The organism is Aggregatibacter sp. oral taxon 513, assembly GCF_018128305.1.
GTDB lineage: Bacteria > Pseudomonadota > Gammaproteobacteria > Enterobacterales > Pasteurellaceae > Aggregatibacter > Aggregatibacter segnis_A.
The window spans coordinates 310813-325420 of record NZ_CP072381.1 but is presented as its reverse complement, the minus strand read 5'-3'; the positions used below and the strand labels follow the sequence as shown (position 1 = coordinate 325420).

Annotated in this window: 14 protein-coding genes; 2 read left to right on the top strand and 12 right to left on the bottom strand. The window is 43.4% G+C overall.

Annotated elements, in window-relative coordinates:
- Window positions 1–75: 75 nt before the first annotated feature.
- Window positions 76–1455, top strand: coding sequence for a cysteine--tRNA ligase (gene cysS / locus J5A60_RS01735; RefSeq protein WP_212510366.1), 1380 nt, complete (start codon window positions 76–78; stop codon window positions 1453–1455).
- A 137-nt stretch (window positions 1456–1592) separates the two neighbouring features.
- Here the strand turns inward: cysS and lipA are convergent, their stop codons facing one another.
- The 10 genes from lipA to rhlB form a co-directional block, all read right to left on the bottom strand.
- Entirely contained in the window at window positions 1593–2555 is a 963-nt protein-coding gene (lipA, locus tag J5A60_RS01730) for a lipoyl synthase (RefSeq protein ID WP_212510365.1), read from the bottom strand.
- Window positions 2556–2609: 54 nt separating this feature from the next.
- The gene (lipB, locus tag J5A60_RS01725; RefSeq protein WP_212510364.1) at window positions 2610–3248 is read right to left on the bottom strand and encodes a lipoyl(octanoyl) transferase LipB; all 639 of its coding nucleotides are present in this window, start codon (window positions 3246–3248) and stop codon (window positions 2610–2612) included.
- A gap of 45 nt (window positions 3249–3293) precedes the next feature.
- Window positions 3294–3596, bottom strand: coding sequence for a DUF493 family protein YbeD (gene ybeD, locus J5A60_RS01720; protein ID WP_006717010.1), 303 nt, complete (start codon window positions 3594–3596; stop codon window positions 3294–3296).
- A gap of 72 nt (window positions 3597–3668) precedes the next feature.
- Window positions 3669–4856 (bottom strand): serine hydrolase, encoded by a 1188-nt coding sequence (locus J5A60_RS01715; RefSeq protein ID WP_212510363.1) that lies wholly within the window; start codon window positions 4854–4856, stop codon window positions 3669–3671.
- Between the two features lie 30 nt (window positions 4857–4886).
- Window positions 4887–5750: a septal ring lytic transglycosylase RlpA family protein gene (locus J5A60_RS01710; RefSeq protein ID WP_212510362.1), complete on the bottom strand. Its 864-nt coding sequence runs from the start codon at window positions 5748–5750 to the stop codon at window positions 4887–4889.
- Between the two features lie 47 nt (window positions 5751–5797).
- Window positions 5798–6919 (bottom strand): rod shape-determining protein RodA, encoded by a 1122-nt coding sequence (rodA, locus tag J5A60_RS01705; protein WP_371817618.1) that lies wholly within the window; start codon window positions 6917–6919, stop codon window positions 5798–5800.
- Window positions 6906–8843, bottom strand: a complete 1938-nt coding sequence (gene mrdA / locus J5A60_RS01700) for a penicillin-binding protein 2 (RefSeq protein WP_212510361.1) — start codon at window positions 8841–8843, stop codon at window positions 6906–6908. The genes rodA and mrdA overlap by 14 nt, the downstream gene beginning before the upstream one ends.
- A complete protein-coding gene (rlmH, locus tag J5A60_RS01695) occupies window positions 8844–9311 on the bottom strand; it encodes a 23S rRNA (pseudouridine(1915)-N(3))-methyltransferase RlmH (protein WP_006717001.1) in 468 nt (155 codons plus the stop codon).
- 48 nt (window positions 9312–9359) lie between these two features.
- Entirely contained in the window at window positions 9360–9668 is a 309-nt protein-coding gene (gene rsfS / locus J5A60_RS01690; RefSeq protein ID WP_212510360.1) for a ribosome silencing factor, read from the bottom strand.
- Between the two features lie 66 nt (window positions 9669–9734).
- Complete coding sequence (gene rhlB, locus J5A60_RS01685) at window positions 9735–10991, bottom strand: ATP-dependent RNA helicase RhlB (RefSeq protein WP_212510359.1); 1257 nt, start codon at window positions 10989–10991, stop codon at window positions 9735–9737.
- A 298-nt stretch (window positions 10992–11289) separates the two neighbouring features.
- Between rhlB and rho the strand changes: the two genes are divergently transcribed.
- Window positions 11290–12552: a transcription termination factor Rho gene (rho, locus tag J5A60_RS01680; RefSeq protein ID WP_212510358.1), complete on the top strand. Its 1263-nt coding sequence runs from the start codon at window positions 11290–11292 to the stop codon at window positions 12550–12552.
- Window positions 12553–12682: 130 nt separating this feature from the next.
- On the opposite strand, the gene J5A60_RS01675 is transcribed toward rho, so the two are convergent.
- Window positions 12683–13909, bottom strand: a complete 1227-nt coding sequence (locus J5A60_RS01675; RefSeq protein ID WP_212510357.1) for an MFS transporter — start codon at window positions 13907–13909, stop codon at window positions 12683–12685.
- A gap of 225 nt (window positions 13910–14134) precedes the next feature.
- Window positions 14135–14365: an acyl carrier protein gene (gene acpP / locus J5A60_RS01670; protein WP_005627318.1), complete on the bottom strand. Its 231-nt coding sequence runs from the start codon at window positions 14363–14365 to the stop codon at window positions 14135–14137.
- Window positions 14366–14608 lie beyond the last annotated feature (243 nt).

The following is a 14608-nucleotide window of genomic DNA, read 5'->3' as shown; positions in this document are numbered from 1 at the left end:
GAGCGTCATTATTCCATAATCCGCCCCAAATCGCCATAAAGTGCGGTGCGTTTTCAAAAAGATTTGGATCCCAATATGTTAAAACTTTTCAATACTCTTACTCGCGAAAAAGAAATTTTTAAACCGATTCATGCCGGCAAAATCGGCATGTATGTTTGCGGCGTGACCGTTTACGATCTCTGCCATATCGGGCACGGCCGCACCTTTGTCTGTTTCGATGTGGTTGCGCGTTACTTACGCTATTTAGGCTACGAGTTGACCTATGTGCGCAACATTACTGACGTAGACGACAAAATCATTAAACGGGCATTGGAAAACAAAGAAACCTGCGATCAATTAGTCGATCGCATGGTCGTGGAAATGTACAAGGATTTTGATGCCCTGAACATTTTGCGTCCGGATTTTGAACCTCGCGCGACACACCACATTCCAGAAATTATTGCTCTTGTTAAAAAACTGATTCAACGCGGACATGCTTATGTGGCAGACAACGGCGATGTGATGTTTGACGTAGAAAGTTTCAAAGAATATGGCAAATTGTCCCGCCAAGATTTAGAACAATTACAAGCGGGCGCGCGTATTGAAATCAATGAAATCAAGAAAAATCCAATGGATTTCGTGTTGTGGAAAATGTCCAAACCAAACGAACCAAGTTGGGATTCGCCTTGGGGCAAAGGCCGTCCAGGCTGGCACATCGAATGCTCCGCCATGAACAGCAAACAACTTGGCGAGCATTTTGACATTCACGGTGGCGGCTCTGATCTGATGTTCCCGCACCACGAAAACGAAATCGCTCAATCTTGCTGCGCTCACGGTAACCAATATGTGAACTACTGGCTGCATTCCGGCATGATCATGGTGGATAAAGAAAAAATGTCGAAATCCCTCGGCAACTTCTTCACAATTCGCGATGTGCTAAGCCACTATGATGCGGAAAGCGTACGTTACTTCCTACTCAGTGCCCACTACCGCAGCCAATTAAATTACAGCGAAGAAAACCTCAATCTCGCCCGCGGTGCCTTGGAACGCCTCTACACCGCGTTGCGCGGCACCGATAAAAGTGCGGTGGCTTTTGGCGGTGAAAATTTTGTGGACACGTTCCGCGAGGCGATGGACGACGACTTCAATACGCCAAACGCCCTTTCCGTACTATTTGAAATGGCGCGCGAATTGAACAAACTGAAAACCGAAGACATGGGCAAAGCCAATGGACTTGCCACACGCTTACGCGAACTTGCCGGCATTCTCGGTTTGCTCCAACTCGATCCGGAACAATTCCTACAAGCCGGTTCTGATGATGACGAAGTCGCCAAAATCGAAGGTCTCATCAAACAACGCAACGAAGCCCGTGCGGCAAAAAACTGGCCTGCTGCGGATGCGGCACGCAACGCCTTAACCCAAATGGGCATTGTGTTAGAAGACGGCCCGAACGGAACCACTTGGCGAAAACAATAAGAACACAAGTTAAAAAACAAAAAGGAAAGTGAATCGCTCACTTTCCTTTTTTCTTATTAAGAGCCATAAAATGCGGTTGTTTCTAGCAACGTTTCTCACCTTGAAAAAGACCAGTAAAAACCACCGCACTTTTCAGATTATTTCACCACCCCACCGCTTGCTTGCAAATCAGCGTGGTAAGAAGAACGTACGAACGGGCCACAAGCCGCATGTTCAAAGCCCATGGCTTGTGCTTTTTCGCGGAACATATCAAATTCTGCGGGCGGTACATAACGCGCTACCGGTAAATGGTGACGGCTCGGCTGCAAATACTGCCCGAGAGTCAACATGGTTACACCATGGTCGCGTAAATCCTGCATGACCTCTAAAATTTCTTCGTTTGTTTCGCCTAACCCCACCATTAAACCGGATTTGGTCGGAATATGTGGGAACATGGCTTTAAAGTCTTTCAGTAAACGCAAAGACCATTCGTAATCGGCGCCTGGGCGGATTTCACGGTACAAACGTGGCACGTTTTCTAGGTTGTGGTTAAACACATCCGGCGGATTCGCTTTTAATTTTTCCAACGCCAATTCAATGCGTCCACGGAAATCCGGCACCAAAATTTCAATTTTAATATTCGGATTTAACGCACGAATTTCGCGTACGCAATCGGCAAAATGCCCGGCACCGCGATCAGGCAAGTCGTCACGGTCAACGGAAGTAATCACTACATACCGTAATTTCATGTCCTGAATAGTTTCTGCCAATTTACGCGGTTCTTCAGGATCCGGTGGTAATGGTTTGCCGTGCGCGACATCGCAGAACGGACAACGACGGGTACAAATTGCCCCAAGAATCATAAAGGTTGCCGTGCCGTGATTGAAACATTCATGTAAGTTAGGGCAAGAGGCTTCTTCGCATACGGAATGTAAGCCATGACGACGCATACCGGATTTAATGCTTTGAATACGGGCTCCGTTTGCCGGAATTTTGATTTTCATCCATTCCGGTTTTTTCAGTAGCTCTTGCTCAGGATCGATATTTTTCACCGGGATAATGGAGGTTTTAGCGGCATCGCGATATTTAACACCGCGCTCCATTTTAAAAGGTGTTCCCATTGATATTCCTTAATTTTTTATGAAGATAATGAGATGAAATGCTGTTTATTGATGTTAACAAGTTGTTACATTATACCCTAACTGATCGGCGAAATGCTTAACTAATTGTGGTGAAACCTTGTCGCAATCGGCGTCTTGAGCCGGAATAAAGTCCGCCAGCTGGCACATTTCTAACCCGGCATAGCCACAAGGGTTAATTTGATGAAAAGGGCTCAAATCCATGTTGATATTAAACGCTAAACCGTGAAATGAGCGCCCATGCCGAATGCGCAAACCGAGAGAACAAATTTTTCTACCATCAATATACACACCGGGCGCATCCGGTTTTGGATAACCTTCAATACCATAATCCGCTAGCGTTTTCACCACGGATTGCTCAAGTGCGGTGACTAATTGGCGAACATTTAAATTTTCATGGCGCTTCACATCAATCAGCACATACATAATTTGCTGGCCTAAACCGTGATAGGTAATCTGCCCACCACGATCCGATTGCACCACAGGAATAGTGCTTTGCTGCAACAAATGCTCCGGTTTGCCGGCCTGACCTTGAGTAAATACCGACGGATGTTGTACCAACCAAATTTCATCAGTGGTATCTTCCGTACGATTATCGGTAAACGACTGCATCTCGTGCCAAACGCTCTCGTAATCACGAATGCCAAGCTGACGTACAATTAATTCGGGTTGCATGATGATTTCCTAAAAACGCTATAAAAAATAACCGCACTTGGGTGATTACAACACCATTCTCACGCCGTTGATTTCTGCCAACTCTTTGTAGAGTTTCTCGATTTGCTCAATATTTTCGGCACGCACGTTGATGGATACCGAATGATAAGTGCCTTTACCACTTTCTTTGGTGCTTGGCGTGTAATCGCCTTTAATGGTTTTATGAACCGTTTGAACCACATCATCCACTAAATCCGGGCGAGCAGCTCCCACCACTTTAAAAGTAAAATCACAAGGAAACTCAAGAAGATCTTTTAATTTTTTATCATGTGCAAGATCGGTTAAATTTACCGTTTTTTTATCGTTCATTTGTCTTTTCCTAAAAAATTTAACCGCACTTTCATAAAAAGTGCGGTCGGTTTTCGAAATGTTTTTTAAAGATTAACTAAAGAGGCTTTTAACCGTGAGTACTAACCAGTCCCAGATTTTACCGAAAATACCGCCCTCTTTGACTTCTTGCATAACTTGCAAATTCACGCTGGCAATGTCTTTACCATCAAGTTGATAGACCACTTTGCCAACGACTTGACCTTTTGCTAATGGTGCTTCGAGGTATTTTTTCTCTAATTCATAACGGGCTTTTAGCTCACTACTTTTACCTTTCGGAATGGTAATAAAGGCATCCTGTAACACGCCTAACTGAATGTTGCTTTCATCACCGTAATAAACTCGTTGTTCGGAAATCGCTTTGCCCGCTTCAAAGGTTTTAAAGGTTTCAAAATTAGCAAAGCCCCATTGTAATAATTTTTTGCTTTCCACTTCGCGGCCTTTGTAGGTTGGCACCCCCATCACGACGGAAATCAAACGCATATTATTTGGATTGGTAGCAGAGGCGACAAGGTTATAACCCGCTTTATCTGTGTGACCGGTTTTCATGCCATCCACATGAATGGTTTTATCCCACAATAAGCCGTTACGGTTCGGTTGCTTGATTTTATTAAAGGTAAAATCTTTTTCTGCATAAATTTTATATTCTTCTGGTAAATCACGAATAATATGCGCACCAATAATTGCCATATCCCGAGCAGAAGAATATTGGTTTTCATCATCCAAGCCATGAACAGTTGTGAAATGAGTGTTCTTTAAACCAAATTGTTCTACATATTTGTTCATGGTCGCAACGAAGTTCGTCACCGTACCGGAAACATGTTCCGCCATCGCCACACAAGCATCATTGCCAGATACGATGACAATCCCTCTATTCAAATCAGCAACAGAAACTTGTTGGTTTAAGTTTAAAAACATTTTAGATGAGCCAGGGAAGTTTTGCCCCCAGGCACTTTCACCGATCGTGACCACATCCGTATCATGAATTTTACCTTGTTTTAATGCTTGTCCTGTGACATAACTGGTCATCATTTTCGTTAATGACGCCGGATATTGGCGCTGATCCGGATTTAACGCTGCCAATACAGTGCCTGAGTTATAGTCCATTAAAATATAGGTTTGGGCATTAATTTCCGGTACGGCAATATTAAATTGAATATCGTCTGCCACTGCACCAAATGATGCAGTTAAGGCACCGGCAATAAATGCCATTTTTGTGTGTTTTACTACTTTATTAAACATAAGATTGAATATCCTAACATCATGTAACGGTTATTTATTATAAGAATACACAACTAGCGGTTCGGAATGATTTAATCGCTTTAATTGTGTTTTCAAATCAGCCACTTGAGCCTTCGAGTTTAACGGCCCCAAATGAATATTATACTTTTGCCCATTTGCAGCAATTTCCGCTTTAATATTCTTTAGTGCAAGTTGATTAATCACCTCTTCAGCATGTTTTTTACTGGCTAAATTAATCATTCTCAACTCGTAACTTTCATCTTGAATATGAGGTACTTTAACGTTTTGTAATGCTTCCTTATCAATATCAAGATCGTCCACCGGCAAACGCTTTAAGCCCTCTTCATTGTTACTGGTTTTCACCAACGTAGAAGCGCCTGCACCAGAAAGTTCGCCTTTTGAATCGACATGTAACGCTTCAATCTTTACCATGCCCATGCCGCTGCCGATAATACCAATTTCTTTTGCTGCCGCATGAGACAAATCAATAATACGACCTTTAGAAAAAGGACCGCGGTCATTAATACGAACAATCACTTTACGTTGGTTATTCATATTTGTCACAACCGCATAGGAATTCAGTGGTAAGGTTTTATGCGCAGCGGTGTACAAAGTGGAGTTATAAAGCTCTCCACTGGAAGTGCGACGTCCATTAAATTTACTATGGTAATAACTGGCAATACCTTCTTTGCTATAATCCTTTGCATCCTGATGCGTTCTTGTTGTGTAAACCTCCCCTTTCACTTGGTAGGTTTGCGTTGCGTTAGAAAGAGGACGATACGTCAACTTTGGCCCTTCTACACCATAAAGCTTTTTCGTTTCTGCTTGCACGGAAAGTGCGGTTAAAAATGAAAATAAAATAAAAACATATTTTACAGTTTGCTTTAAATTCATTAAATTTCCCCCTCTCTGTAGAGATGACAATTAAGAAAACTGAAAACTTAATTAGTTCCCTTCAGAAAGTGTTCTTTGTGAGTATGGACCGACATGATCAAGCCAAAGCCCGCCATAATTGCTACATAAGATGTGCCGCCATAACTCACCAATGGCAAAGGCACACCCACCACAGGCAAAATACCACTCACCATTCCAATATTAACAAAGACATAAACGAAGAAAATTAACGTTAATGCCCCAACTAAAATACGCCCAAATGCGGTCGGTGCGCTGACGCCAATCATTAAACCGCGAGCAATAATAAATAAATAAATGGCTAATAAAATCAAGAAACCGATCATGCCATATTCTTCGCTTAATACGGCGAAGATAAAATCCGTATGAGGTTCAGGTAAAAATTCCAATTGGGATTGCGTGCCTTGCATCCAGCCTTTTCCCCACATGCCGCCGGAACCGATAGCAATCTTAGATTGCCAAATATGATACCCTGCACCCAATAAGTCCTTTTCCGGATCAAACAAGGTTAAGACTCGGGTACGTTGATAATCGTGCATTAAATAAAACCACATAATCGGCAAAAATGCTGCCAAGGCGAGAACTGCCGCTAAAATCAACCACCAACTCACGCCGGCTAAAAATACCACAAATAGGCCTGAGCCGCTAACCAAAATTGATGTGCCTAAATCAGGTTGAATCGCCACCAACAGCGTTGGAAGAAGAATAATCACCAACGCAATCATGGTTTCCTTTATCTTAATCGGTTGCGGTCGATTCCCTAAATACACCGCCACCATCAACGGCACGGCCAGTTTGACGATTTCAGAGGGCTGAAAGCGCACAACGCCCAAATCCAGCCAACGTTGCGCCCCTTTACTGGTTGTTCCGATAAGATCCACTAAAACAAGCATAACAATGCCGAGCATAAATAAATAGGGTGCAATTCGCTGATAAAATTTAGGCGGAAATTGTGCCATCAGCAACATAACAGCAAAACCAAGCCCGACCTGTACAATACGGTTATGAAACATCGCCTCATTTGCACCGGATGCACTATACAATACCAACATACCATAACCGGTAATGACGACGAGTCCGATAAACAACCACAAATCAATATGCAAACGACGCCATAATTCCAACCAAATATTACGATCATTCATTTTCATTTGGCGCTCCCGACATTGTTGGTGTCAGCATTTCTTCTGTTGTTTGTCCGTTACTTTGCTTAAAATAATAGTCCATAATTTTTCTAACGACAGGCGCGGCATTACTGGAACCACCGCCCGCATTTTCCAAAATCATCGCCACCACAATTTGTGGCTTATCATAGGGAGCAAAAGCGGTAAACCAAGCATGGTCATGCAATTCTTTTTTTAATGCTCCAGCATTGTAACTCTGATTCTCTTTTAAACTGAATACCTGAGCTGTTCCTGATTTACCCGCCACACGATAAGGCGTTCCGGCAAATGCCTTACGCCCGGTTCCCGCTGCAGAATTCACCACGTTATACATACCGCGCTTGGCCACATCCCAATAGTATTGTTTTGGTTCGGTAATATCTTCATATAGCAACGGATCTTTATAAGGTTCGACTACCGCCCCCTCAATATTTTTCATTAAATGCGGTGTATTAACTTTACCGTTATTCACTAACACGCTCGTCGCTTTTGCTAATTGTAAAGGGGTTGCCGTCCAGTAGCCTTGCCCGATGCCCACAGAAACCGTATCGCCTTGTACCCACGGTTTTTTGTAGCGTTTTTGTTTCCACTCTCGGGTCGGCATATTCGCAGCAGTTTCTTCCTGAATATCAATACCGGTCGGCACACCAAACCCAAAGCGTTTCATCCAATCAGACAAGCGATCAATCCCCATGTTATAGGCGGTTTGATAAAAATAGGTATCGGAAGATTCGGTAATGGCTTTATTTAAATCCGTCATGCCATGCCCGCCTTTACGCCAATCTCGAAAACGTTTCGTGGTATTCGGCAAAACCCAATAACCGGGATCAGAAATCGTCATTTCCGGTGTGATCACATTTTCCTGCAACGCAGAAACCGCAATAAACGGTTTCACCGTCGATGCCGGTGGATAAGCCCCTTGTGTCACACGGCTGTATAAGGGACGGTTCGGATCGTTTAACAAACGACGATAATCCTCACCGGAAATGCCATCTACAAACAGATTATTGTCATAACTCGGTACGGACACCATGGCTAAAATGCTACTGTCTCTCGGATCCATCACCACAACGGCGCCTTTTTGCCCAGCCAATAGATCAGTGACATAAAGTTGCAAATTCAAATCAATGGTTAAATGGATACTTTTTCCTGCCACTGCCGGCTGTTCGCGTAATTTACGAATCACTTTGCCACGGCTATTTACTTCTACTTCTTCAAAACCGGTGGTGCCGTGTAATGCTTCCTCATAATAGCGTTCAATGCCTAACTTGCCTAAATCATGAGTGCCGGCATAGTTAGCCAACTTTTCCTCTTTCTTTAAACGCTCTACATCACGATCATTAATCTTCGACACATAGCCCAAAATATGGGTCAACGGCTCGCCATATAGATAATGTCGTTTAAAATAAGGCTTCACATCCAAGCTGGGGAAATTGTATTGATTCACCGAAAAACGGGCGATTTGTTCTTCTGTTAGATTTGGTTTCAACAAAATTGGCGTATAGCGCGAAGAACGTTGACGCTCTTTTTTGAAATTCTCAATATCCGTATCCGTTAAACCGACCAATACTTTCAATTCCTCAAAAGTGCGGTCTAAATTTTCCACTTTTTCCGGCACAATATATAACCCAAAGAAGGTCAAATTTTCTGCCAATAAGTGACCGTTACGATCGTAAATCAACCCGCGTGTAGGCGGCAACGGCAACAATTTAATGCGGTTTCCGTTAGATCGGGTTTGATAGCTGTCGTAATTGACCACCTGTAAACCATAGAGATTCAACACTAAAATTGCCGACAAAGCCAAAACGCCGATAAATGACACCAAAGCGCGACGAGCAAATAAATTGCGCTCGGCTTTTTTATCACGAATCGGATCGTATTGTGGCTGAGACAGTAATTTTTTTAAGTTCATTTATTCTCGATGATAAGGATGATTGGTGGTTAATGACCAGGCACGATACAAGCTTTCTGCCACCACCACGCGTACTAACGGATGTGGCAAGGTTAAAGGCGATAGCGACCAACTTTGTTCAGCGGCCATCTTACATTCAGGTGAAAGCCCTTCCGGTCCGCCGATAAGTAAACAGACATCACGACCGTCATTTTTCCAACCTTCCAGCTGTTGCGCTAATTGTTCGGTCGTCCACGGTTTACCAGGAATATCCAATGTCACAATTTTCCCCTTTCCGGCCGCCGCCAACATAGCTTTGCCTTCCTGTTCTAAAATCCGTTTAATATCGGCATTCTTGCCCCGTTTACCGGCAGGAATTTCGATTAATTCAAAAGGCATGTCTTTTGGAAAACGACGTTGGTATTCCTCAAATCCCGTGGTCACCCACGCCGGCATTTTGGTTCCAACGGCAATTAACTGAATTTTCATTCTCGCGCCTCAAAAAACATCGTGAAAAACGACCGCACTTTATGTGCCCTATGCCCAAAGTTTTTCCAGTTGATATATTTCACGACTTTCCGCCTGCATGATATGCACGATAGCCTCGCCCAAATCGACAACCACCCAATCCGCTGTTTCTTTGCCTTCATCGCCAAACACGTCAATGCCGGCAAGTTTACATTCGGTGATTAATTTCTGCGCCAAAGAAGACACGTGACGAGAAGAAGTACCGGTGCAAAGAATCATGGTATCGGTGATGGACGATTTTCCTTTCACGTTTAAAGGCAGAATATCAGTGGCTTTTAAATCATCTAACTTATTCACCACGAAATCGACTAATAACATTATTTTTCCTCAATTGACAAAAGGCGCGAATTTTAACACTGAATAAAATACCCGCCAATCTTTTGACTAGCGTTTCGCGCGAAACGGCTTACGACGTTGATTGTTCGGCGCGCTAAAATTACCTTCCCGTTTTAACCGATAAGGCTTCGGAATATCCTGTAACAATGCATTCGGATCATATTGACTCACCGGAATACTATGCCCGATATATTCTTCAATTGCCGGTAAATTCATAGCGTATTGCTCACAAGCAAAGCTAATGGAAATCCCGCTTTCGCCCGCGCGTCCGGTACGCCCTATACGGTGCACATAATCTTCCCGATCATCCGGCAAATCATAGTTAAACACATGTGTCACCTCTGCAATGTGCAAGCCACGCGCTGCCACATCAGTGGCCACTAAAATATCCAAATCGCCATCGGTAAATTGTTTCAACAAAGAAAGACGTTTTTTCTGCGCCACATCGCCGGTTAACAAACCAACACGGTGTCCATCCGCGGCTAAATAGCCCCAAATCGCCTCACATTGATGTTTCGTGTTAGCAAAAATAATGCAACGCTCCGGCCATTCTTCTTCTAACAACGTGAGCAATAGCGGAATTTTATCTTGGTTAGACGGGTAAAATAATTCTTCTTTAATTTGCTGCCCGGTTTTTTGTTCCGGCTCAATTTCCACGTATTCCGGGTCATTCATATCTTCAAAGGCAAGTTCGCGCACTTTGTAAGACAGCGTGGCGGAAAATAGCATTGTCAGACGTTGTTGCGCTGGAGGACATTTGCGCAGTAAATAACGAATATCGCGAATAAAACCTAAATCAAACATCCGGTCCGCTTCATCCAACACCACCGTTTGAATCTGATCCAAGCGGATAATGCCCTGCTTCACATAATCAATGACCCGTCCGGTTGTGCCAATAAGCACATCCACGCCATTTTCGATGGCTTTTAATTGCTTATCATAGCCATCCCCACCATAAGCAAGTGCGGTCTTAAATTTCGTTGTTTTTAAGAAAACCTGCGCATCATGTTCAATTTGCACCGCCAATTCACGGGTCGGCGCCAAAATCAACGCACGCGGTTGATTCTTAGCCGTCTCAGTTGGGTGAGTTAATAAATGGTGAAAAAGTGCGGTCAAAAATGCGATTGTTTTTCCCGTGCCGGTTTGGGCTTGCCCTGCGACATCTTTTCCTCGTAAAGTCACCGGCAATGAAAGCGCCTGAATCGGTGTACAAAACTCAAATCCTTTATCGTTCAACGCCTGTAACACCAAGGGATGTAGCGGAAAATCGGCAAAACGTGCCGAACTCAAATAATTCTGTTGCATAATCTCAAATTCATTATAAAAAATTGCCGCTAAGAATAGCACGAACCAAGCAAATCCACCAAAAATTCATCCGCATGAATTACAGAAAATAAAACAGGAAAAATTAAAGTCCGCGCTAAAAACACTGTGAAAAACCGCCGCACTTTTGCTATACGGTTTGAAACCAATCAACCAAAACAAGAAAAACTCAGCTAAAAACTAGACAGTGCTTGAATTTAATGCTAATTTACGCGCCAATTTCAAATACCCCATTCATTTATTTCTAATTCATCTAATCTAAATAACTTTCAAATTAATTATGCATCTTACAGAACTTAAAAATATGCCCGTTTCCGATCTCGTGAAACTCGGCGAAGACCAAATGGGTTTAGAAAATTTAGCCCGTTTACGCAAACAAGACATTGTTTTTGCCATTTTGAAACAACACGCGAAAGGCGGAGAAGATATTTTCGGTGGTGGCGTTTTAGAAATTTTGCCGGACGGTTTCGGTTTTCTACGTTCAGCAGACAGTTCCTATTTAGCCGGTCCCGATGATATTTACGTCAGCCCAAGCCAAATTCGTCGTTTCAATTTGCAAACCGGGGATAAAATCGAAGGGAAAATTCGACCGCCAAAAGAAGGCGAACGCTACTTTGCCCTCCTTAAAGTTGACCAAGTCAATGACGACAAACCGGAAGTCTCCCGCAGCAAAATCCTTTTCGAAAACTTAACGCCATTACATGCCAATTCCCGTTTAAGAATGGAACGTGGCAACGGCTCTACCGAAGATTTAACCGCCCGAATTTTAGATTTAGCCGCCCCTATCGGGAAAGGCCAACGTGGTTTGATCGTCGCGCCACCGAAAGCGGGTAAAACCATGTTGTTGCAAAATATTGCGCAAAGCATTACCCACAACTACCCTGATGTAGAACTTATCGTGTTACTGATCGATGAGCGCCCGGAAGAGGTTACGGAAATGCAACGTTCCGTCAAAGGCGAAGTCATTGCCTCTACTTTCGATGAACCGGCAACCCGTCACGTTCAAGTGGCTGAAATGGTGATCGAAAAAGCCAAACGTTCTGTAGAACACAAAAAAGATGTGGTGATTTTACTCGACTCTATCACCCGTTTAGCGCGCGCTTATAACACCGTCACACCGGCATCCGGTAAGATTTTATCCGGTGGTGTGGACGCCAACGCATTACACCGCCCCAAACGTTTCTTCGGCGCAGCGCGTAACGTGGAAGAAGGCGGCAGCTTAACGATTATCGCCACCGCATTAGTCGATACCGGCTCCAAAATGGACGAAGTGATCTTCGAAGAATTTAAGGGCACAGGTAACATGGAATTACATCTTTCCCGTAAAATCGCGGAAAAACGTGTGTTCCCGGCTATTGACTTTAACCGTTCAGGTACCCGAAAAGAAGACTTGCTGACCACCCCTGACGAGCTACAAAAAATGTGGATCCTCCGCAAAATCCTTAACCCAATGGGAGAAGTGGAAGCGATGGAATTCCTTATCGATAAACTCGCCGTGGCGAAAACCAACGAAGAATTCTTTGAGATCATGAAACGCTCATAATTCTCACCGCACTTTCAACGAAAAAGCCGCTTTTGACATAATCAAAAGCGGCTTTTTGTTTACAACCATTTTATGAATCTAAAAAATGCGATGAAAAAATATTTCATTTTTCAACCGCACTTTCATCACATTAATGCAATTCTTTGCCTTTTAATTCCGGCACTAAACACACTGTTGCTAACATATCGATGACATAAATCACCGCTAAAAAGGCAATAGCAGTTTGGAAAGAATACGCGGAAACCACGGCACCCACCGCTACCGGGCCAAAGCCGCCCACCGCACGCCCCAAGTTAAACAACACGTTTTGCGCAGTAGCGCGTGCTTGAGTTGGATAAGCTTCTGCCATTAAAGCACCGTAGCCGCCCATCATGCCGTTTACAAACATCCCTAAGAACGCACCAGCAATTAACATGGTATTCGGATCTGTTAATTGAGAATAGGCGATGATACTGACCACAGCCCCAGCTTGGAACAATAAGAAACTCGGTTTACGTCCAATATGATCGGCCAAACGCCCGAAAATCCAAATGCCCGCCATCATGCCGCAAACGGTCACTGCCGTCCATACGCCTGATTTCGTCAAGCTAAAACCAAGTTGTTTGGAGAGAAAATTCGGCATCCAAATCATAATGCCGTAATAACCAAAGTTTTGTACGGAGGTCAAGATAACCACACCCAAACTGACTTTGGCTGTGGCTTTATCTTTCACTAATAACTTGAATGACTCCAATTTAGATGCCCAACGATTTGTTGGTTTTGGAAGTTCGGTCTGTTTTTGCACAAAAATTTCAGGTTCATGCAAACGGGCGCGTAAATACCACGCCACAAATGCCGGGAAGATGCCCACCACAAACATGCCACGCCAACCAATTTGCGGCAATAGTAACGGAGTTAACAATGCTGCCCCCAACACGCCGACCTGCCAACCAAGCGCCACATAGGAAGCAGCCTTGGCACGATGGCGCGCAGGCCAAGCCTCCGCCGCTAATGCCATGCCGATCCCAAATTCTCCGCCTAAACCGATACCGGCAATGGTGCGATAAATCAGCAAATCCCAATAACCTTGCGCCAATGCACATAAACCGGTGAATACGGCAAAAAGAATGATCGTCCAGGTTAACACGCGCACACGGCCATATTTATCACTTAATGCACCGAAAACGATGCCACCAAAAACAGCACCAATCAATGTCCAAGTTACTAAAGAACCGCCTTGCGCCGGGGTTAACCCCAAATCGGCAGAGATGGCACTTAACATAAAACCGAGAATAAGAAGATCGAAACCGTCCATCGCATAGCCGACGGCAGAGCCTAGCAAGGCCTTCCAGCCATAGCTATTTACTTTTGTAGTCATGTTGAATTGTCCTTCTGTTACTCACAGGTAACATTTAAAGTTTATAAAGAAGTGATTTTTTAGCTTGCATAAAATAAGGCCAAAAAATTGTGCGCTAGTTTACTGATTTCAAGAAAAATTTCAATAAAGTGCGGTAAGTTTTTACGGAGTCTTTTATGAGGGGGATAAGGTAACGCGAGATAAAATTTAGGCGGTTATAAAAACCGCCTAAATTTAGAAAATCAATTATTGATTGTTTTGAACGTAATCAATTGCTGATTGAACTGTTGTGATTTTTTCAGCTTCTTCATCTGGAATTTCGATATCGAATTCTTCTTCTAAAGCCATAACTAATTCAACAGTATCTAAAGAATCCGCACCTAAATCTTCAACGAAAGACGCTTCAGATTTTACATCTTCTTCTTTCACGCCTAATTGTTCAACGATGATTTTTTTTACGCGTTCTTCAATGCTCATTTGTTTCTTCCTATGTTTAAGTTTACGCTCATTGCGATAAGTTAAGTAGTGTATGTATTTGTAAAAAATTTGCAATATTTCCGGTGAGAGGTCAAACCTCAAAAACATTGAATTTTCACAAAACCATACAGTGAAAAAATAGTTACGTCTTCCACGAACCCTTGAATGACCTAACCAAGTTACATTGCGAGGGGATTTTAACACTAAGCCACACGTTTGGCTATTGCTTTTATCCGCTTTGCT